This is a genomic window from Roseivivax lentus (genome assembly GCF_900156805.1).
Classification (GTDB): domain Bacteria; phylum Pseudomonadota; class Alphaproteobacteria; order Rhodobacterales; family Rhodobacteraceae; genus Roseivivax; species Roseivivax lentus.
The window spans coordinates 25,423-45,237 of record NZ_FTOQ01000023.1; the positions used below are offsets into that span (position 1 = coordinate 25,423).

Annotated in this window: 20 protein-coding genes; 9 read left to right on the forward strand and 11 right to left on the reverse strand. The window is 67.0% G+C overall.

Going from position 1 to position 19,815, the window contains the following annotated elements:
• The first annotated feature begins 26 nt into the window (after positions 1 to 26).
• Entirely contained in the window at positions 27 to 1,187 is a 1,161-nt protein-coding gene (locus tag BW990_RS19665; RefSeq protein WP_076450996.1) for a polysaccharide biosynthesis/export family protein, read from the forward strand.
• Positions 1,188 to 1,192: 5 nt separating this feature from the next.
• A complete protein-coding gene (locus BW990_RS19670; RefSeq protein ID WP_076450999.1) occupies positions 1,193 to 3,226 on the forward strand; it encodes a capsular polysaccharide biosynthesis protein in 2,034 nt (677 codons plus the stop codon).
• A gap of 16 nt (positions 3,227 to 3,242) precedes the next feature.
• Here the strand turns inward: BW990_RS19670 and ribD are convergent, their stop codons facing one another.
• The 4 genes from ribD to BW990_RS19690 form a co-directional block, all read right to left on the reverse strand.
• Entirely contained in the window at positions 3,243 to 4,340 is a 1,098-nt protein-coding gene (gene ribD / locus BW990_RS19675) for a bifunctional diaminohydroxyphosphoribosylaminopyrimidine deaminase/5-amino-6-(5-phosphoribosylamino)uracil reductase RibD (protein WP_327214280.1), read from the reverse strand.
• Positions 4,337 to 4,804, reverse strand: coding sequence for a transcriptional regulator NrdR (gene nrdR / locus BW990_RS19680; protein WP_076451004.1), 468 nt, complete (start codon positions 4,802 to 4,804; stop codon positions 4,337 to 4,339). The genes ribD and nrdR overlap by 4 nt, the downstream gene beginning before the upstream one ends.
• A 125-nt stretch (positions 4,805 to 4,929) precedes the next feature.
• The gene (locus tag BW990_RS19685; RefSeq protein WP_076451007.1) at positions 4,930 to 5,349 is read right to left on the reverse strand and encodes a secondary thiamine-phosphate synthase enzyme YjbQ; all 420 of its coding nucleotides are present in this window, start codon (positions 5,347 to 5,349) and stop codon (positions 4,930 to 4,932) included.
• 83 nt (positions 5,350 to 5,432) lie between these two features.
• Complete coding sequence (locus BW990_RS19690) at positions 5,433 to 5,687, reverse strand: hypothetical protein (RefSeq protein ID WP_076451009.1); 255 nt, start codon at positions 5,685 to 5,687, stop codon at positions 5,433 to 5,435.
• 185 nt (positions 5,688 to 5,872) lie between these two features.
• Between BW990_RS19690 and BW990_RS19695 the strand changes: the two genes are divergently transcribed.
• Positions 5,873 to 6,547, forward strand: coding sequence for an SDR family oxidoreductase (locus BW990_RS19695; protein WP_076451011.1), 675 nt, complete (start codon positions 5,873 to 5,875; stop codon positions 6,545 to 6,547).
• A 57-nt stretch (positions 6,548 to 6,604) separates the two neighbouring features.
• Here BW990_RS19695 and BW990_RS21980 read toward each other — a convergent pair whose 3' ends face one another.
• The 6 genes from BW990_RS21980 to BW990_RS19720 form a co-directional block, all read right to left on the reverse strand.
• Entirely contained in the window at positions 6,605 to 6,760 is a 156-nt protein-coding gene (locus BW990_RS21980) for a hypothetical protein (protein WP_159441699.1), read from the reverse strand.
• 174 nt (positions 6,761 to 6,934) lie between these two features.
• Positions 6,935 to 7,219 carry an HlyU family transcriptional regulator gene (locus BW990_RS19700; RefSeq protein WP_076451014.1) on the reverse strand — a complete coding sequence of 95 codons (285 nt, stop codon included), beginning with the start codon at positions 7,217 to 7,219 and terminating at the stop codon, positions 6,935 to 6,937.
• A 9-nt stretch (positions 7,220 to 7,228) separates the two neighbouring features.
• The gene (rpoD, locus tag BW990_RS19705) at positions 7,229 to 9,229 is read right to left on the reverse strand and encodes an RNA polymerase sigma factor RpoD (protein WP_076451017.1); all 2,001 of its coding nucleotides are present in this window, start codon (positions 9,227 to 9,229) and stop codon (positions 7,229 to 7,231) included.
• A 117-nt stretch (positions 9,230 to 9,346) separates the two neighbouring features.
• Positions 9,347 to 11,302, reverse strand: coding sequence for a DNA primase (gene dnaG, locus BW990_RS19710; RefSeq protein WP_076451020.1), 1,956 nt, complete (start codon positions 11,300 to 11,302; stop codon positions 9,347 to 9,349).
• 141 nt (positions 11,303 to 11,443) lie between these two features.
• Positions 11,444 to 11,743, reverse strand: a complete 300-nt coding sequence (locus tag BW990_RS19715) for a hypothetical protein (protein ID WP_076451022.1) — start codon at positions 11,741 to 11,743, stop codon at positions 11,444 to 11,446.
• Between the two features lie 143 nt (positions 11,744 to 11,886).
• Positions 11,887 to 13,323, reverse strand: a complete 1,437-nt coding sequence (locus tag BW990_RS19720) for a Glu/Leu/Phe/Val family dehydrogenase (protein WP_076451024.1) — start codon at positions 13,321 to 13,323, stop codon at positions 11,887 to 11,889.
• 343 nt (positions 13,324 to 13,666) lie between these two features.
• On the opposite strand from BW990_RS19720, the gene BW990_RS19725 reads away from it, so the two are divergent.
• Genes BW990_RS19725 through BW990_RS19735 form a run of 3 tightly spaced genes read left to right on the forward strand, consistent with a single transcriptional unit; the run spans position 13,667 to position 16,393 of the window.
• On the forward strand, positions 13,667 to 15,103 hold the full coding sequence (locus tag BW990_RS19725) for a TadE/TadG family type IV pilus assembly protein (protein ID WP_083950739.1): 1,437 nt from the start codon (positions 13,667 to 13,669) through the stop codon (positions 15,101 to 15,103).
• Positions 15,100 to 15,639, forward strand: coding sequence for a TadE/TadG family type IV pilus assembly protein (locus BW990_RS19730; RefSeq protein WP_076451027.1), 540 nt, complete (start codon positions 15,100 to 15,102; stop codon positions 15,637 to 15,639). Before BW990_RS19725 ends, BW990_RS19730 begins: the two co-directional genes overlap by 4 nt.
• A 10-nt stretch (positions 15,640 to 15,649) precedes the next feature.
• Positions 15,650 to 16,393, forward strand: a complete 744-nt coding sequence (locus tag BW990_RS19735) for a TadE/TadG family type IV pilus assembly protein (RefSeq protein ID WP_234990321.1) — start codon at positions 15,650 to 15,652, stop codon at positions 16,391 to 16,393.
• A 3-nt stretch (positions 16,394 to 16,396) separates the two neighbouring features.
• Here BW990_RS19735 and BW990_RS19740 read toward each other — a convergent pair whose 3' ends face one another.
• On the reverse strand, positions 16,397 to 16,879 hold the full coding sequence (locus BW990_RS19740) for a hypothetical protein (RefSeq protein WP_076451031.1): 483 nt from the start codon (positions 16,877 to 16,879) through the stop codon (positions 16,397 to 16,399).
• 128 nt (positions 16,880 to 17,007) lie between these two features.
• Here BW990_RS19740 and BW990_RS19745 point away from each other — a divergent pair, with 128 nt between their 5' ends.
• The 3 genes from BW990_RS19745 to BW990_RS19755 are packed head-to-tail and all read left to right on the forward strand — an operon-like array spanning position 17,008 to position 19,486.
• The gene (locus BW990_RS19745) at positions 17,008 to 17,691 is read left to right on the forward strand and encodes a haloacid dehalogenase type II (protein ID WP_076451032.1); all 684 of its coding nucleotides are present in this window, start codon (positions 17,008 to 17,010) and stop codon (positions 17,689 to 17,691) included.
• The gene (locus BW990_RS19750; protein WP_076451034.1) at positions 17,691 to 18,512 is read left to right on the forward strand and encodes an alpha/beta fold hydrolase; all 822 of its coding nucleotides are present in this window, start codon (positions 17,691 to 17,693) and stop codon (positions 18,510 to 18,512) included. The genes BW990_RS19745 and BW990_RS19750 overlap by 1 nt, the downstream gene beginning before the upstream one ends.
• Positions 18,509 to 19,486 (forward strand): threonine ammonia-lyase, encoded by a 978-nt coding sequence (locus BW990_RS19755; protein ID WP_076451039.1) that lies wholly within the window; start codon positions 18,509 to 18,511, stop codon positions 19,484 to 19,486. Before BW990_RS19750 ends, BW990_RS19755 begins: the two co-directional genes overlap by 4 nt.
• Positions 19,487 to 19,815: the final 329 nt, after the last annotated feature.

Below are 19,815 nucleotides of genomic sequence, written 5' to 3' on the forward strand. Positions count from 1 at the left end.
ATAAAACAGGTCGAGGAGACCGAGCAGTGGCAGCCGTTACATCCCGGTGGGCGCGTGGCGTCGCACTTCTGGCCGCGACGACCATTCTGGCGTCCTGCGGCCTTCCGCGCGTTGGGCCTAACAAGAACGAAATCTATGCCGGATCGGTTCAGCGCGAAGGCGATGCCTTCGTCGTGGCGGTGAATGACCGCGTCACCCGTGCGACCGCCCTCGTGCCGTCCTTCGGCTTTTCCGAGAGCTTCAAGAATGCCGGCATCCTCGGCTCCGACATCATCTCGCCCGGCGACATCCTGGGCCTGACCATCTGGGAGAACGTCGATGACGGGCTTCTGGCGGGCGAAGGCGCCAATGCCACCGCGCTCGAAGAGGTGCAGGTCGACGGTCAGGGCTTCATCTTCGTGCCCTATGCGGGCCGCGTGCGGGCAGCGGGCAACACGCCCGAATCGATCCGCCGGATCATCACCGACCGCCTCGCCGACCAGACGCCCGACCCGCAGGTGCAGGTGCGCCGCGTCGCGGGCGACGGATCGACCGTGACCGTGGTCTCGGCATCGGGCACGGCGGGTGTCTTCGCCATCGAACGGCCCACGCGGACGCTGTCGGCGATGCTGGCGCAGGCGGGCGGCATCTCCATTCCGCCCGAAATCGCGCAGGTCTCGGTGCAGCGCGGCGGACAGACCGGCAAGATCTGGTTCCAGGACCTCTATGAGAACCCGCAGATGGATATCGCGCTGCGGGCGGGCGACAAGATCCTGATCCAGGAAGACACCCGTTCCTTCACCGCGCTCGGCGCGCTTGGCGGACAGGCCCGCGTGCCCTTCGAATCCCAGACCCTGTCGGCGGTCGAGGCGCTGGCCACGGTCGGCGGCCTCGTGGCCACGACCTCGGACCCGACGGGCGTCTTCATCTTCCGCAACGAACCCGCGGAGATCGCCAACCAGGTGCTGGGCCGCAACGATCTGATCGGCGCGCAGCGCATGGTCTACGTGCTCGATCTGACCCAGCCCAACGGCATGTTCGTGGCCCGCGACTTCGTCGTGCGCGATCAGGACACGCTCTACGTGACCGAGGCGCCCTTCGTGCAATGGGACAAGACCATCGCCGCGCTGACCGGTTCGCTGGGATCGGTGACCGCCCTCGGCGATCTGGCAAGCTCCGTGGACGACATCGCCACCGGCGGGCTCTGATCTCCATGTCCGGCACGTCGCCGGACCCTGCTGCCGGGGCCCAACCGCCCCGGCATTTGCATGTCTACACCCGCAAGCTGCGCTTCGATGCGCGGATCACGCGCATCCTGGCGCTGTCGGGCTACAAGGTGGTCACCGGCCGTCCGAAGGCGGGCGAGGCGGTGGGCGTCTGGGGCATGTCCCCGCTTGCCGCGCGCGGCGAAACCATGGCCGCCCGCTCCGGCGCGCCCATCGTCCGGATCGAGGATGCCTTCCTGCGCTCGCTCCGGCCCGGGCGCGACGGGGAGCCGCCGGCGGGCCTTCTGATCGACACGACCGGCGTGCATTTCGACCCCGCGGCGCCCTCCGATCTGGAAACGCTGCTCGCCACGCATCCGCTCGACGACACCGCACTGCTGACCCGCGCCAAGAGCGCCATCGCGCGTCTGAAAGCCGCCCATCTGACCAAATATTCCGCGACGCGCACCGACCTGCCCGCGCCCCCGCCGGGCTACGTGCTGGTCATCGACCAGACCCATGAGGACGCGTCGGTCCGGGCCTCGGGCGCCGATCGCAACCGGTTTCGCGAGATGCTCTATCATGCCCGCGAAGAGCATCCGGGCGCGCACATCCTGGTGCGCAGCCATCCCGAGACGCAGGCGGGCCACCGTCCCGGGCACCTCGCCGCCGCCGATCTCGGTCCGAACATGGCACTGCATGACGACCCGATCTCGCCCTGGCTGCTGCTGGAGGGGGCGGTCGCGGTCTACACGGTCTCGTCGCAGATGGGGTTCGAGGCGATCCTCGCCGGGCACAAGCCCCGCCTCTTCGGGCAGCCCTTCTATGCGGGCTGGGGCCTGACCGACGACCGATTCCCGCTCGACCGGCGGCAGCGGCGGCTGTCCCGCGCGCAGCTCTTCGCCGCGACGATGATCCTCTATCCGCGCTGGTACGACCCGTTCCGCGACCGGCTTTGCGAGATCGAGGACGTGCTCGCCGCCTTCGAGGCCGAGACGCGCGCCTGGCGGGACGACCGCGCGGGCTGGGTCGCGCGGGGCATGCGCCTGTGGAAGCGCGCGCCGCTGCAGGCGTTTTTCGGCAAATCGAAGCGGGTCGTTTTCGAGGAGGATCCCGCAAAGGCGCAAGACCTGGCCTCTGAGACGGGCCGCCGGGTGATGGTTTGGGCGGGCAAGGCCCAGCCGGACGAGAACGCGGTCCGCGTCGAGGACGGCTTCCTGCGATCCCGCGGGCTCGGCGCGGAGCTGATCCCGCCGCTGTCGCTCGCGCTTGACGACCTCGGCATCTATTACGATCCCGCGCAGCCGTCGCGGCTGGAGACGGTGATCGCCGAGAGCCCGGCCCTGCCGCCCGATGCGCTGGAGCGCGCGCGGCGGCTGATCCGCTACCTCACGGAAACGGGGCTGTCGAAATACAACCTGCCCGGCGCCGTGCCGGACCTGCCGCCGGGCCGCTGCATCCTCGTGCCCGGCCAGGTCGAGGATGACGCCTCGATCCTCAAGGGCGCGGACGAGGTCGCCACCAACGCCGCCCTCTTGACCCGGGCGCGGGCCGAGAACCCCGACGCGGTGCTGATCTGGAAACCCCATCCGGACGTTTTGGCGGGCCTGCGCGCAGGTGGGGTGGACGCGCCCGAACGCTGGGCCGATGTCACGCTGGGCGCGGCGCCGATGGGCCCGCTGCTGGAGCGCGTGGACGCGGTCTGGACGATCACCTCGCTCACCGGGTTCGAGGCGCTGCTGCGCGGATGCGCCGTCACCGTGCTCGGCACGCCCTTCTATGCGGGCTGGGGCCTGACGCGCGATCTGGGCCGGGTGCCCGCACGGCGGCGCGGCGGGCAGGCGGTGACGCTGGAGGGGCTCGTCCACGCGACGCTGATCGCCTATCCGCGCTACCGCGATCCGGTGACGGGCCGCCCTTGCCCGGTCGAGGTGGTGGCCGAACGGCTCGCCACCGGGCAGGTGCCGATGCCCGGCCCGTTCAACCGCACGCTGTCGAAACTGCAGGGCCATCTGGCCAGCCGCGCGCATCTCTGGCGCTGAGTACCCGCACCTCGGCTCAGTCCGCGCGCACCCAGCGGTGCAGGATATCGCCGCCCACCGCGCGCGTTTCGATGAGCGCGAAGCGATGCGCCTCCGCCAGCCGGTCGATGCCCAGCGCGCCGAGGCTCGGCCGGCCCTCGGCCCCCAGCGCCACACCGGCGGTGAAGCCCATGAATTCATCGACCAGATCGGCCTGCATCAACGTCGCGGCCAGCGCCCCGCCGCCTTCGCAGAAAATTCGCGTCAGCCCCGCCTGTCCCAGCGCATCCAGCACCGATCCGGGATCGAGCTGCCGCCCGGACAGCCTGCAGGGCAGGAGCTTCGCCCCGAGGCCCTGCCAGGCCCGCCGCGTCTCGGACGGCGCATCGGGACCATGGCACAGCCAGACCGGCACGTCGCGCGCGGTCCGCGCGAGTTGACCCATCAGCGGCAGGTCGATGAGCCGCGAGACCACGACGCGCACGGGCTGGCGCGACACGCCCATGCCGCGCGCGGTGAGCGACGGGTCATCCGCGCGCACCGTGCCCGCGCCGACCATGACCGCATCCGATTGCGCCCGCGCGGCATGCACATAGGCCCGCGCGCCGGTCCCGGTGATCCACTGGCTTTCCCCGGTGGCGGTGGCTATCCGCCCGTCGAGGGATGCCGCCAGCTTCAGCGTCACATGCGGCCGTCCCATGCGCACTCGGGTCAAAAAGCCCACGTGATCGCGCCCGGCCTCCTCGGCCATAACGCCAGTCTCAACGGCGACACCCGCGGCCCGCAGCGCGGCAAATCCCCGGCCGAAGACCCGCGGATCGCTGTCGGGAAAGGGGGCGACGACCCGCGCCACCCCGGCGGCGATCAGCGCATCGGTGCAGGGCGGGGTCAGCCCGTGATGGGCGCAGGGTTCGAGCGTGACATAGGCGGTGGCGCCGCGCGCGGCCTCTCCGGCCTGCGCCAGCGCCTGCGGTTCGGCGTGGGGACGACCGCCGGGCGCGGTCCAGCCGCGCCCCACCACGCGGCCCTCCCGGACGATCACGCAGCCCACCGACGGGTTGGGCCAGGTCTGTCCCATGGTGCGGCGGCCAAGGCCCAACGCATGGGCCATGAAGGCGCGGTCGGTCGGGCTCACTTGTCGGGCTGGGCCGCGGGACGCAATTCGCTGACGAATTTGTCGAAATCGTCGGCTTCCTGGAAGTTCTTGTAGACGCTGGCGAAGCGGACGAAGGCCACGGTGTCGATCCGGGCCAGCGCCTCCATGACGATCTCGCCGATCTGCTTCGAGGGGATGTCCGTCTCGCCCATGCTTTCGAGCCGGCGCACGATGCCCGAGATCATCTGGTCGATGCGTTCGGGCTCGACCGGGCGTTTCTGCATGGCGATGCGGATCGAGCGTTCCAGCTTGTCGCGGTCGAAATCCTCGCGCCGGCCGTTGGTCTTGATCACCACGAGGTCGCGCAGCTGCACGCGTTCATAGGTGGTGAAGCGGCCGCCACAGGCCGGGCAGAAGCGCCGCCTGCGGATCGAGACGTGATCCTCCGCCGGGCGGGAATCCTTCACCTGGGTGTCAACGTTTCCGCAAAACGGGCAGCGCATGAGCCGTCCCCCTCGTGTCTGACCTGCTCCGATGGGGTTCGCCCCCACTTATCCACAGCCACTATAGGAGCTTGCGCACACCTTGGGTAGAGGGGAATTTTCGCCGCAAGATACAGGGGGATAGATCACGCGGAAAGATGCGCAACGACCTGGCGACTATGGGGCGCGTCGCGATGTTCGAAGAGGTAGATGCCCTGCCACGTGCCCAGCGCGAGGCGCCCGTCCGTGACCGGAATACCCAGCGATACCGGCAAGAGCGCGGCCTTGATATGGGCGGGCATGTCGTCCGGCCCCTCATAGGTGTGGGTCAGGTAGGCCATGGAGGGATCGGTGGTGGGCGGCACGAGACGGGCGAAATAAGCCCTGAGATCGGTCTGGACCTCCGGATCGGCGTTTTCCTGGATCAGGAGGCTCGCGGAGGTATGGCGGATGAAAAGGGTCAACAGGCCCTGCGCGGTGCCGCTTTGCGCCACCCAATCGGTCACGTCGCGCGTCACCTCGTAGAGCCCTTGCCCCCGCGTCTTAACGATGAATTCCGTCTGCATCTCGACTGCCTGCGTCCGTTGTCCCGGGGGGCAGAGTGCCATGGCGGGTGATGGCTGTCAGGCCCTCAGGACCAGTGCGTCGATCAGGCCTCGCCCACCACGCAGGCCACCTTGGGAAGGTCGCTCTGACCCCAATCGAGCAGGAGCGGGGTGCCGTTGTCATGGCGCGCGGGCATTGCCGCCACCTGCGCCAGCGTTTCGCGGCATTCGGCCAGTTTATCGGCGCTGACGACGATTTCGATCATGTCGCGCGGGTCGTCCTCGATGAGTGCGGCGGCACCCATCGCGGAGACGGTTCCGATCAGGAGGACGGTTCCGGCCAAAGCTGCATGTCTCATTTATCTTTCCTCTCGTCGCTGGCAGACAAACGGCCAACTCCCGGAAAAGTTCAAATTTTTTCGCAGCGATATCGCATCCCCGCCCCTGACGCGAGGTCGCCGGGCCATCTTTGCCGCCGCAGGCAACTTAAGCGCCGGTCGCGCGTTTTGCTCCCAACACCCAAGATGGACCGAAAGGAATTTTCATGACCGACAAGACGCTTTTCATCACCGGGGCCTCCTCGGGTATCGGCGCCGCAACCGCCCGTTCCGCCGTCGAGGCGGGCTGGAATGTCGGGCTTTTCGCCCGCTCCGAAGACAAGCTCGCAGCGCTTTCCGACGAGCTGGGCGACAAGGTCATCGCGCTGCCGGGCGACGTCACCTCCATGGAAAGCCAGATGGAGGCACTCAAGACGCTCAACCACAAGTTTGGCGGCGTCGACGCGGCCTTCGCCAATGCCGGCACCGGCCTTTCGGCTGCGGGCACCGAGGCGGGCGATCCCGAGGAATGGGAGAAGATGATTCAGATCAACATCATGGGTCTGCTCTGGACGGTCAAATCGGTGATGCCCTATCTCAAGGAACGCAAGGGCCACCTGCTGCTGACCGGCTCCGCCGCGGGGCGCATCCACATCGCGGGGTCGGTCTACGGCGCCTCGAAATGGTTCGTGCACGGCTATGGCGGCAACCTCGCCGACGAGATGCGCGAATTTGGCGGCCGCTGCACCATCATCGCGCCGGGCATGGTCGATACCGCCTTCTTCGACAGCCCCAAGCCCGACAAGCTGCAGCCAGAGGACATCGCGCGCTCGGTCGTTTTCGCGCTCAACGCCGATGCGCGGGCGACGATCCGCGAAGTTTTCGTGATGCCGACGAACTGAGGTATCGCATGATTCGGGCGGAGCGTGATGCTCCGCCCGCTTCGTCCGACCGGGGCGTCAGCACTCGGTCAGATCGTCCTGTTCGGGATAGAAAGGCGATCTGGGTCCGGTGACCGTCGTTTCGACATCTACGTCGATCATCCGTGATGCGGTGGCGGGCACAGCACCGACCCCCGCCAGCACCAGCGTCACAATAATCAGCTTGCGCAACATGACATCCTCCTTCGGGCAATGGAGGGGATATCGGAAACGCCTGCCGGCGCCCCAAGCGCATGGCGCGCAAAGGTGATGGCCCGCGACGATTTCGTGCGCGGCAGGTTCGCGAATTATGAGGATTGGGCCCTGATCGTAGCGCGCCCCGCGCGAGGCCATGCGGCCAGCGACGCCTCAGCCGAAAAGCCGCGCGCCCTGTTCGTCGATCATCTGCTTGGCCTTGCGCAACGACGCCTCGAAGGCTTCGTCCCGGTCGCGGATGACGTCGGCGCGGATCATGCGATGGGACTTGGTCTCGCCGTCCACCTCGCCTTCGATGGTCGCCGCGATGCGGAACTGGCCGTCTTCGGGGATCGGATCGACGATGATCCGGAAGCCGTTATGCGCGATCGGTTCGGCGGCAGGGCCCTTCGAGGACCCGCCGCCACCACCGCCGAAAAGACGTTTCAGAAACGACATTCGCCCGCCTTACTGGTCGAGGAACGACCGCAGCTTCCGCGACCGCGAGGGATGCTTGAGCTTGCGCAGCGCCTTCGCCTCGATCTGGCGAATGCGCTCCCGCGTGACGCTGAACTGCTGGCCCACCTCTTCTAGCGTGTGATCGGTGTTCATGCCGATGCCGAAGCGCATCCGCAGCACCCGCTCTTCGCGGGGCGTGAGCGAGGACAGGACCCGCGTGGTGGTTTCCTTGAGGTTGTCCTGGATGGCCGCGTCGAGGGGCAGAACCGCGTTCTTGTCCTCGATGAAATCGCCAAGCTGGCTGTCTTCCTCGTCGCCGATGGGCGTCTCGAGCGAGATCGGCTCCTTGGCGATCTTCATCACCTTGCGGACCTTCTCGAGCGGCATCTGCAGCTTCTCGGCCAGCTCCTCGGGCGTGGGCTCCCGGCCGATCTCGTGCAGCATCTGACGGCCCGTGCGCACCAGCTTGTTGATCGTCTCGATCATGTGCACCGGGATGCGGATGGTGCGCGCCTGGTCCGCGATGGAGCGGGTGATCGCCTGGCGGATCCACCAGGTCGCATAGGTCGAGAACTTGTAGCCGCGGCGATACTCGAACTTGTCGACGGCCTTCATCAGGCCGATATTGCCCTCTTGGATCAGGTCCAGGAATTGCAGCCCGCGATTGGTGTATTTCTTGGCGATGGAGATCACGAGGCGCAGGTTCGCCTCGACCATTTCCTTCTTGGCCTGCCGGGCTTCCTTCTCGCCCTTCTGGACCTGCTGCACGATGCGGCGGAATTCCGAGATGTCGAGGCCGACATACTGGCCGACCTGCGCCATGTCGGAGCGCAGCTCTTCGACCTTGTCGGTCGATTTCTCGATGAAGGTCTGCCAGCCCCGCCCGTCTTTCGCCGCCATCCGGTCGAGCCAGTTGGGATCGAGCTCGTAGCCGCGATATTCGTCGATGAATTCGCGCCGGTTGATCCGCGCGTGATCGGCCAGCTTCACCATGGCGCTGTCGATCGACATGATCCGGCGGTTGATGCCGTAGAGCTGGTCGATCAGCGCCTCGATGCGGTTGTTGTGCAGGTGCAGTTCGTTCACCAGCTCGACGATTTCCGAACGCAGCTTCTGATAGGTGGTCTCGTCGCTGTCGGAGAAGGAATTGTCCTCGTTCAGCGTGGCCGAGATGCGGTTGTCCTGCATCGCGGCGAGCTGTTCGTAATCCTGCGCGATCCGGTCGAGCGTCTCGAGAACGCGCGGCTTCAGCGCGGCCTCCATCGCCGCGAGCGACATGTTGGCCTGCTCGTCGTCGTCCTCGTCGTCGTCGCTCGAGCTGATCGGGTTGCCGTCGGCGTCGAGCTCGGGCTCGTCCTTCTTTTCGGACTTGGGCGCGGGGGCCGCGGCGGAATCGACCACGGCCTCGGCCACGCCTTCCAGCTCGTCGCCCATCTGCCCGGAGAAGGTCGTCTCGAGGTCGATCACGTCGCGCAGCAGGATGTCCTCGGAGAGGAGTTCCTCGCGCCAGATGGTGATCGCCTGGAAGGTCAGCGGGCTTTCGCAGAGACCCGCGATCATGGTGTTGCGGCCGGCCTCGATGCGCTTGGCGATGGCGATCTCGCCCTCGCGGCTCAGAAGTTCGACCGACCCCATCTCGCGCAGGTACATGCGCACCGGGTCGTCGGTGCGGTCGAGCTTCTCGCTGCCGCCCGCCGAGACCGCCACGTCGCGGCCCTTCGAGGCGTCCACCACCTCGGTGGAGCCCTTGTTGGCGTCGTCGTCTTCCTCGGCTTCCTCGTCGTGCTCGGTGACCTGGATGCCCATTTCCGAGAGCATCGACATCACGTCCTCGATCTGGTCCGAGGACACCTGGTCCTGCGGCAGAACCTCGTTCAGCTGGTCGTAGGTGATGTAGCCACGTTCGCGCGCCTCGGCGATCATCTTCTTGACCGCAGCCTGGCTCATGTCGAAGGAGACGTCGTCGTCCGGGCTGTCCTGCTTGGCGTCGTCGTTATCTTTGGCGGCCATTCAGTGCTCCATATCGAGGGCGAGTATCACACGGGGCGATTCGTTGATTCGAATCATTAGCGCGATCCACTGATTCGCACACCCGTCTGGCCCCATTCTTTCTTCGGTTTATGCGCATTAGCCGCTATTCCGGCCTTTTGCGAAGGTGATATTGTCGAGAAGCTCCGCGAAAGACTTCCGCTCGGCCCTGTCGATCAGGGCGCCATTGGCGCCCGTCTCGTAATCGGTGTCGTCCTCCTGGACGGCGCGCGTGGCTTGCGCACGGGCCGCGGCGGCTTGGCTCAGGCGCCAGGTGCGCGCCTCGCTGCCGGCCTCCTGCGCCTCTTCGACCGCCTCGGCGATCTCGGCTTCGAGGCCCCGCGCGGCGTCGAGCTTGGCCATCTCCTCGGCCACGGTCAGCCGGGCAAGCTCCAGATCGCCGGGATGACGCAAGCACGGCGTGATCGCGACATGGCGTGCGGACAGAAGGGTTTCAAGGGCCTCCGCCCCGATTGCCGCCTCCGCTGCGGCGCGGGCGGCCTCGGCGCTGCCTGGCTCCGCGCGCAAAAGCGCGGCGCAGAGCGCGCGGTGTTCGGCATCGGCGAAATCCATCGTCTCGAGTGCCGCCTCGAATTCCTCGATCAGGGCAGGCGCCGCGATCAGCGTGGCGCAGATCACCGCCTCGCGCATGCGCCGCTCGCCCTCGGGCCCGGCGGCCACCAGAAGCGAGGCCTTCACCGCCTCGGACGGCGCGGCGGGCGCGCCCTTCGGTGTCCAGGCGCGGCGCGGCCCCGGCGATGACGCCCGCTGAGGGCGGAAGAGCTGCCAGCGCAATTCCTTGATCTCGGAGCCGTAATGGTGCCGCAGCGACGGGTCCTTGATTTGCGAGATGGTCTCCCGCAACGACCGGTCGAGCGCGGCCTTGCGCTCGGGACTGTCGAACACGCGGCCTTCGGTCTCGCGCCGCCACAGAAGCTGCACCATCGGCAGCGCCTGGTCGAGCACGCGGGCCACGGCATCCGCCCCCTCCGCGCGGATCAGATCGTCCGGATCCTGCCCGTCCGGCATCAGCGCAAAACGCAGCGACTTTCCCGCCTCCATCAGCGGCAGCGCGAGGTCGATCACCCGATGCGCCGCGCGCAGGCCCGCCTTGTCGCCATCGAGCGCGATGATCGGCTCGTCCGCGACCCGCCACAGCATCTGCAGCTGGCTCTCCGTGACCGCCGTGCCGAGGGGCGCCACCGCGGCGGCGAAGCCCGCGCGCACCAGCGCGATCACGTCCATGTAGCCCTCGGCCACCACCAGCCTCTGCCCCTTGCCCGCCGCCTCGCGGGCAGGCCCCAGATTGTAGAGGTTGCGGCCCTTGTCGAAAAGCTCGGTCTCGGGCGAATTGAGGTACTTGGCCTTGTCGCCGGGATCCATCGCGCGCCCGCCGAAGGCGATGGCGCGGCCGCGCCCGTCGCGGATCGGAAACAGGATGCGGTTGCGGAAGACGTCATAGGGCGTGCCGCCCCGGGTCGACGGCTTGGCAAGCCCCGCCCCCATGATCAGATCCGGCGCCACGCCCTTGCCCGTCAGGTGATCCCACAGGCTCTGCCAGCCCTCGGGCGCGAAGCCGATCTCGAACCGCTCGAGCGCCGCGGCATCGAGCCCGCGGCCCGCGAGATAATCCCGCGCGCCCGCAGCGGCGCCGGTTTTCAGCTGCATCCGGTAGAAGCGCACCGCGTCTTCCATCACCTCCGCGAGCTGCGTGCGCCGGTCGGCCTTTTCCTGCGCCTTGGGGTCGCGCGCGGGCATCGGCATGCCCGCCTCGCCGGCGAGGATCTCCACCGCCTCCATGAAGCCCACGTTCTCGCTGTCCTTCACGAAGGAAATCGCGTCGCCCTTCGCCTGGCAGCCGAAACAATAGTAGAAGCCCTTGCGGTCATCGACATGGAACGACGCGGTCTTCTCGTGGTGGAAAGGGCACGGCGCCCACATGTCGCCCTTGGCCTGGTTCGACTTGTGCTTGTCCCACAAGACCTTGCGGCCCACGACCTGGCTCAGGGACGTGCGGCTGCGCAATTCATCGAGGAAACCGGGGGGCAGACTCATGTGCCGAATATCGGGCTCTTGGCCGCCAGAGTCCAGAAGGCCGGGCGCGCGTTGCCCGTTGCGCACCCGGCCCTGTCGCATGCGGCACCGGCGCTGCGAGCGCCGGTCGCCTCGGGTCGCGTCACCTCACATCTGGGCGCATTACATCTGGGCGCATTGAGTGGCCCAGGCCTCACCGATCGCGGGGCCGAGCACGTCGCGGTCGAGCGAATAGATCCACTCGGCCATCAGCGGCACGGTTTCGGCGTATTTCTCGCCCTCGCCCGAAAGGCCCTGGACGACATCGGTCAGCGCGCGCTCCGCATCGGCGCCGTCCTGGCGCGCCTCGACCACGCGCATGACGATCTCGGCCTGCAGGCCGCATTCATCGGCGCCGCTCTGGGCCAGCGCCGGGGCGGCGAGCCCGAGGCAGGCGGCGGTCGCGATCCAAATGGTCTTCATGGGTCTCTCCGTTCTGATCCGTCATTCTGGTCCAACTGCCGCCAGACCTATGCGGCATGGGCCGGGCTGTCACCTCTCATCTGCTTGAGGCGTCGCGCGGTCCGGCCGGGGTCCGCCCTGCCCCGGACCGGCACGCCTGCCGCCTAGAGGCCCTTGGCGCGGTAGGCGCCCGCCACCCGCTCGATCGCGACCATGTAGGCGGCGGTGCGCAGGTCGGTCACGTCCTCGCGTTCGATCCAGGGCTTGCGCATCGACTGGTAGGCCTCGCGCATCGTGTCGTCGAGGCCCGACAGCACCAGCTCCAGCTCGGTCGCGCCGTGCATGTACTTGTCCTTGAAGCTTTCCGAGACCGACCAGGTGTCGCCCAGCGCCGAGGAGAGCCGCTCAAGCTCGTCGACCACAAGAGTGTGCCGCCGCTCGTCGAGGCGTCGCTGCATCCGCCCGAAGCGGATATGGCTGAGGTTCTTCACCCATTCGAAATAGGACACCGTCACGCCGCCCGCATTGGCGTAGAGATCGGGGATCACCACGACGCCCCGCTCGCGCAGCTTGTCGTCGGCGCCCGAGGTGATCGGCCCGTTCGCCGCCTCGATGATCAGCTTGGCCTTGATGCGATCCACGTTGTCGAGGTTGATGACCCCTTCGAGCGCGGCCGGGATGAGGATGTCGCATTCCTCTTCCAGAACCTTCTCGCCCTTCTCCACGAAGGTGGCATGCGGGTAATCCTTCACGCCGCCGGTTTCGTTCATGTGGTCGCGCAGGTGGTCGACGGCGATCCCTTTCTCGTTCCAGATCGCGCCGTCCCGCTCGACGATGCCGACGATCCGCGCGCCGTCCTCCTGGGCCAGGAACTTGGCCGCGTGATAGCCCACATTGCCGAGGCCCTGCACGATGATCCGCTTGCAATCGAGATCGCCCTCGAGACCCGCGCGCCGCTTGTCCTCGTCATGGCGGAAGAACTCGCGCAGGGCGTATTGCACGCCGCGGCCCGTGGCCTCGACCCGGCCGTGAATACCGCCCGCATTCAGGGGCTTGCCGGTGACGCAGGCGCGCGCGTTGATATCCGTGGTGGCCATCCGGGCATACTGGTCGGCGATCCAGGCCATCTCGCGTTCGGAGGTGCCCATGTCGGGCGCCGGCACGTTCTGCGAGGGGTTGATGAGGTCGCGCTTGATCAGCTCGTAGGCGAAGCGCCGGGTGATCATCTCCATCTCACGCTCGTCGTATTCGCGCGGATCGACGCAGAGCCCGCCCTTGGAGCCACCGAAGGGCGCCTCCACCAGCGCGCACTTGAACGTCATCAGCGAGGCCAGCGCCTCGACCTCGTCCTGGCTGACCGAATTGTCGAAGCGAATACCGCCCTTTACCGGCTCCATATGTTCCGAATGCACCGAGCGGTAGCCGACGAAGGTCTTCATCTCGCCCCGCAGCCGGACCCCGAAGCGCACGATGTAGGTGGAGTTGCAGACGCGTATCTTCTCGCGCAATCCGGGACTGAGCTCCATCCGATCGGCTGCCCGGTTGAACATGTGGTCCACGCTTTCTCGAAAGGTGGGCTCCGACTGTGCGGAAGATGCCATGAAGTTCGTCCTTTTCGTCGTAAAAGAGCACGCGGATCGCCGCACCATTGCCCGATTCCCCGACTCACTTCAGGCAGATTAGCTTCCCCTGCCGCACCGTCCACGTTCTGCCCGCGAATTAAGCAATGGGGCGGGATTGTGGCGACGATTTTCCAGCGTGGAAACGGTCATCGCCCGATGTCTCGAATTGTCGACACATCAATTTGGAACGCCCCAATCGACACGGCTTGTCGCCATAAATCGGCCCGCTTGGTCGGACAGAAACATTCCCAAAGGGCGTAGTGCGTCCTTTCCAACGATAATTGTGAGTGAACGGCCCAGTGCTTGGGTAGAAAGGTACGGAATGTGCACAACCAACGATAAAGGAGCGGGCCGCGTCCTGTCGGGGCTGCGCATGGCAACCGGAGGCGCGGCAACCGCGATCGGTCGCTTTCTGCGCGCCGAGGACGGCACCATGTCCTATGTGGCTATCTTCGGCTCCATCGCCTTCATGACCATGGGCGGTATCGGGATCGACCTGATGCATGCCGAAATGAAACGCAACAAGATCCAGGCGACGCTGGACCGCGCGGTGCTTGCCGCCGCGGACCTCGAGCAGGGCCTCGATCCCGAGCTGGTCGTTCGTGACTATTTCGACAAGATGCTGATGCCCGACGCGCTCACCTCGGTGGTCGTCGACGAGGGCCTCAACTACCGCAAGGTCACCGGCACCGCGCTTGAGACGATGCCCTCGAACTTCACCAAGTTCGTCGGGATCGACACGCTCAAGTCCGACGGCACCTCGACCGCCGAGGAATACATCCAGAACGTCGAGATCTCGCTCGTTCTCGATATCTCGGGCTCGATGGGCCAGGGCGAGAAGATGGCGCAGCTGCGCGCCGCCGCGAACACCTTCGTGGAGACGGTCCTCGCGGCCGACAACGAAGGCCTCGTGTCGATCTCGCTCGTGCCCTACTCGGAGCAGGTCAATGCCGGCCCGCTGATCACCGACACGATGAACGTCAACTGGCAGCACGGCTATTCCCACTGCCTCGAGTTCCCCTCGACCGCCTTCAGCTCCGCCGCGCTCGACACGACCGCGACCTACGAGCAGACGCAGCATTTCCAGTGGAACTATTACGGCGTGAACGAGGTGGTCGACACGGTCTGCCCGCAATACAGCTACGAGCGGATCCAGCCCTTCACCTCGAACGAGGCGGCGCTGAAGAACCAGATCGCCAAGCTCGAGCCGCGGGCCGGCACGTCGATCTATCTCGGCATGAAGTGGGGCACGGCGCTGCTCGATCCCTCGACCCGGGCGATCAACGACAACGTCATCGCGTCCGGCAAGGGCAATGCGAACTTCGCCGGGCGTCCCTTCGAATACGGACGCGAGGATACGCTGAAGACCGTGGTCCTGATGACCGACGGTCAGCACAGCAAGTCCTTCCGCATCTCCGACTGGGCCTATGACAGCGCCAGCGACCGCGAGACCTGGGCGCGCAACAACCTGTGGTACTACCTGCAGCGCAACGTCTCCTCGCGCAACTGGTCGAACTTCTACTACCAGAAGCAGAACACCGAACTCGGCGACCAGCTTCTCAACGGGGTCTGCGAGGCGGCCAAGGCACAGGACATCGTGATCTGGTCGGTGGGCTTCGAGGTGACCGAACACGGTGCCGCGGTGATGCAGAACTGCGCCTCCTCCCCGGCTCACTACTTCGACGCCCAGGGCACCGAGATCGAAGAGGCCTTCCACTCCATCGCCCGTGCGATCAACCAGCTGAGGCTCACCCAATGACGCGTAATCTCCTGAACTCCGCCCGCCACTTCTGGCAGAACGAAGACGGTGCCACGCAAGTTGTGCCCTTCGCCCTCTGGATGCCGGTCTTCGTGGCGACCATCCTCTCGGGTATCGAATTGTCGGCCGTCACGGTCCGGCATACCGCCCTCGAGCGGGCCCTCGACGAAACCGTCCGCGACGTGCGTCTCGGCACCGGCACGATCTACGATCACAACTCGCTCAAGACGTCCATCTGCGAGCGGGCCGCGATCCTGCCCGATTGCATGAACACGCTGCAGCTTGAAATGGTGAAGCTCGACATGCGTGCCTGGACCGATCCGCCCGCCGACGTGAAATGCGTCGACCAGGGCAGCACCGTCGCGCCGGTCGTCGACTTCGAATACGGACGCGACAACGAGCTGATGTATTTGCGCGCCTGCTACGAATTCGAGCCCGTCGCGCCGACCTCCTACTTCTCGGAAGCGATGGTCACCGATGCGAATGGCTACTCGGCCATCGTCTCAACCTCTGCCTTCGTGCAGGAACCGCTGTGAGGACATGACAATGTTGACTTCAATCAAACGCCACCTGTCCCGGTTCCGCGACGAGAATACGGGCTCCATCTCGGTCGAAGCCGCCATCGTCTTTCCGGCTCTGATCATCCTGTTCTTCGCGACCTGGGTCTGGTTCGACGTCTCGCGCCAGCAAGCCGTGAACCAGAAGGCCAACTACACGATCGGCGATGCCATCTCGCGGGAAACCGATCCGCTGAACAACGCCTATATCGACTCCTCCTATTCGCTGTTGCAGCACCTGACGCGCTCCAATGCGGCGGGCACCGACCTGCGGATCTCGGTGGTGGAGTACAACTCCGCCGGCGCCGGCAGCTACGACCTGCTCTGGTCGGAAGCCCGCGGCGTCTATCCCCCGCTGGTGAATGGCGATCTGGTCGGTATGGAGTTCCGCCTGCCGATCATGTCGAACGGCGACCAGGTGGTTCTGGTGGAAACGTGGGAAGACTACGTGCCCGCAGCCAGCGTGGGTCTGTCGGCCTTCGAAATCCAGACCTACTCCTTCACTCGCCCGCGCTTCGCCCCGCAGATCCACTTCGAGGGCAAGACCTTCAATGCCAACAATGGCTGGGGCAACGGCGACCAGGATGCGGCCGGCAACTCGCTGTGCAACAACAACGCCGAGAACGCCGAGTGGAACCTTGCCGACAGCACCACGCATGAAGAATGCGCGGACAATGTCGACGGCAAGGAAAACCAGGGCGGCGGCACGTCCAAGAAGAGCAGCGGCGCCTGATCCTCAGGCGTCCTCGCGGCCCCGCTCGGCCAGAAGGATCGCGATCGCATCGGCCATCGGCTTCGCCTGATGGCTGGGCGTGATCCCGCCCACCGCGACGCGCTTTCCCAGAACCCAGTAAAGACCCGGCCGCCAGCATCGCGCTTGCGGCCGGTTCATGTTGAGCACGAAGCCGTTCGAGGGCTTCATCGCAAAGGCCCCGCGCTCCACGCTGCGGATGTCGGCGATCGGGGCCAGAACGGTCCCGGCGCTGTCCACCAGCGCCTCGCGCGTCAGGATCAGCGACAGCGCGGTGGCGGCATGCATCGCGCGCGCCAGCCAGAACGCCCCGATCCCCATCGCCACCAGCAGCACCTGCCAGGCCGGTTCGGGCGGCGTCGCCGCCGCCACGTAAAGCACCAGCGCCCCGAGCAGCACGAGGCTCGAGATACCGAACCAGCGCCGCGCCGGTGAGGCGGATACCCGGGCGAGAACCTCTTCTGACATGATCGCGCATCTCCTGCTGCAGCTCCTGCCCGACTGCCTTTAGGACCTCTGGTCGGCAATGGAAACAGCGCGCCCTTTTCCTCCGCGCCCCGGCATGCCATCGTCGCGCCGACAGACCGGGGGAAAGCATGACCATCACCACCTGCATCTTCGACGCCTATGGCACGCTGTTCGACGTGGCCGCCGCCGCCCGCACCGCCGCGGAAGAGCCCGGGCGCGGCGCGTTGAAGGCCGTCTGGACCGATCTCGCCGAAGACTGGCGGCAGAAGCAGCTGCAATATACCTGGCTGCGCGCGATCACCGGAGAGCATTGCTCGTTCTGGCAGGTCACCTGCGACGGGCTCGACTGGGCGATGGAGCGGCGCGGCCTCGACACGGATGCGGAACTGCGCGAGCGGCTGCTTGCGCTATACTGGGAGCTGGCGCCGTTCCGCGAGGTGCCGATGATGCTGGGCCGGCTGAAGGCCGCGGGCAAGACCTGCGCGATCCTGTCCAACGGCAGCCCCGACATGCTGGAAGGCGCGGTCGACAGCGCCGGGATCGGCGAATATCTCGACGCCGTGCTGTCGGTCGAGGATGTGGGCATCTTCAAGCCCGCGCCCCAGGTCTACGACATGGTCGAGGCGCGCTTCGGCTGTGCCCGCGACAAGGTGCTCTTCGTCTCGTCGAATGGCTGGGACGCGGCGGGGGCGGCGGGCTACGGGTTCCAGACCGCCTGGGTGAATCGCAAGGACGAACCGGTCGACCGCCTGCCCGCCCGGCCCCATCACGTCCTGTCCGATCTCACCACCCTGCCGGAGCTTGCCGCCTGATGCCGACCTTCACCACCTCCGACGGGCTGTCGCTGCATTACACCGTTGAGGGCGACGGCCTGCCGCTGCTGTGCCTCGCCGGGCTGACGCGCGACGTGCACGATTTCGACTATGTCGCGCCGCATCTTGCGGGCGTGCGGCTCATTCGGCTCGATTACCGCGGGCGGGGCAAATCCGACTGGGCGGACCCCGCCACCTACACGATCCCGGTGGAGGCGCGCGACGCGCTGGAACTGCTCGACCACCTCGGGATCGAACGGGCCGCGATCCTCGGCACCTCGCGCGGCGGGCTCATCGCGATGATGCTGGCGGCGACGATGAAGGAGCGGCTTCTGGGCGTCGCGCTCAACGATATCGGGCCGGAGATCGCTGAGGAAGGTCTCGCCACGATCCGCGATTATCTGGGCCGCAACCCGGTCTGGAAGACCTACGAGGAAGCCGCGCAGGTCATTGGCCAGCGGCTCGCGGGCTTTGCCAACGTGCCGCAGGCGCGCTGGGACAACGAGGTGCGGGTGCTCTTCCGCGAAGGGCCCGACGGGCTGGTCATTCCCTACGATCCGAAGCTGCGCGAGGCGGTGCTGGAAAGCGGCGCGCAGCCCGCGCCCGATCTCTGGCCGCTCTTCGATGCGCTGGCGGGTCTGCCGCTTTGTGCGATCCGGGGGGCGGGATCGAACCTGCTGGCCCCGGAGACCTTCGCCGAGATGCAGCGGCGGCGTCCCGACATTATCGCGGCCGTCGTGCCCGACCGGGGTCATATCCCGTTTCTCGACGAGGCGGAGGCGCTGGAGGCGCTGCACCGCTGGCTTGCAGCCCTGCGCTGATGGATATCGACCGCATCCGCGCCGCCGCCCGGCGCCTGTCGGGCCATGCGCTGCGGACCCCGCTCCTGTCCTCGCCCTTTCTCGACAAGGTCGCGGGCCGGCGGGTGCTGGTGAAGCCCGAATGCCTGCAGCACACCGGCAGTTTCAAGTTCCGCGGGGCGTGGGCCGCTCTGTCCGCCCTCGCCGCGGAAGACCGCGCCGCGGGCGTCATCGCCTATTCCTCGGGCAACCATGCGCAGGGCGTGGCGCGGGCGGCGCGGGCGCATGGCGCGTCCGCAATCATCGTGATGCCCGCCGACGCGCCGGCGCTGAAGATCGCCAATACCCGCGCGCTCGGCGCGGAGGTCGTGCTTTATGACCGCGCGACGGAGGATCGCGACGCCATCGGCAAGGCGCTTGCCGCCGAGCGCGGCCTGACGCTGATCCGGCCTTTCGACGATCCCGAGGTGATCGCGGGACAGGGCACGACCGGCCTCGAGATCGCGGAGGACGCCCGGGCGCTCGGCATCGCGGCGGCGGATGTGCTCGTCTGTTGCGGCGGCGGCGGCTTCACCTCGGGCATCGCGCTGGCGCTCGAGGCCGAGGCGCCGGGGCTGCGGGTGCGGCCGGTGGAGCCCGAAGGCTTCGACGACGTGTCCCGCTCGCTGGCGGCGGGCCGGATCGAGCGGAACGCCACCAGCGCGGGCGGGCTCTGCGACGCCATCGTCACACCCCAGCCCGGGGATCTGACCTTTCCGATCCTGCAGCGGCTGTGCGGCCCGGGGATCGTGGTCTCCGAGACCGAGGCGCTGCGCGCGATGGCGGCGGCCTTCCTGCGGCTGAAGCTGGTGGCCGAACCGGGCGGCGCGGTGGCGCTCGCGGCGGCGCTGTTTCACGCGGACGCGTCGGACGGGGATGCGGTGATCGTCACCATCTCGGGCGGCAATGTCGATCCGGACGTCTTCGCGCGCGCGCTGGCGACGCTGGCGGCATAGGGGCCCGGTTCAGCCGGTTATCGCAGCGCCCCTTCGCGCGGCTGATGACGCGCGTCGGAGCCGTGGGGACGATTTCCCGCGGATCGTGCAGGCGGCACGGGTGGCAGGGGGCGCTGCCCAAGCGTTGGTTGCACCTCGATAACTTCTCATACCACCACGATCACGTCGTCGAGGATGCATCTCGACCAGTTCTTTTTCCTGGGGTGCGGTTGCGTTTTACGTCTGCTTGCGGCGTATTCCGTTGAAAAACCCGCGCTTGATCGAGGGCCGTGGTGCTGATTCAATTCCGCCGATGGGTGGGAGGATTGGCGATGATGGGACCGAGGAAG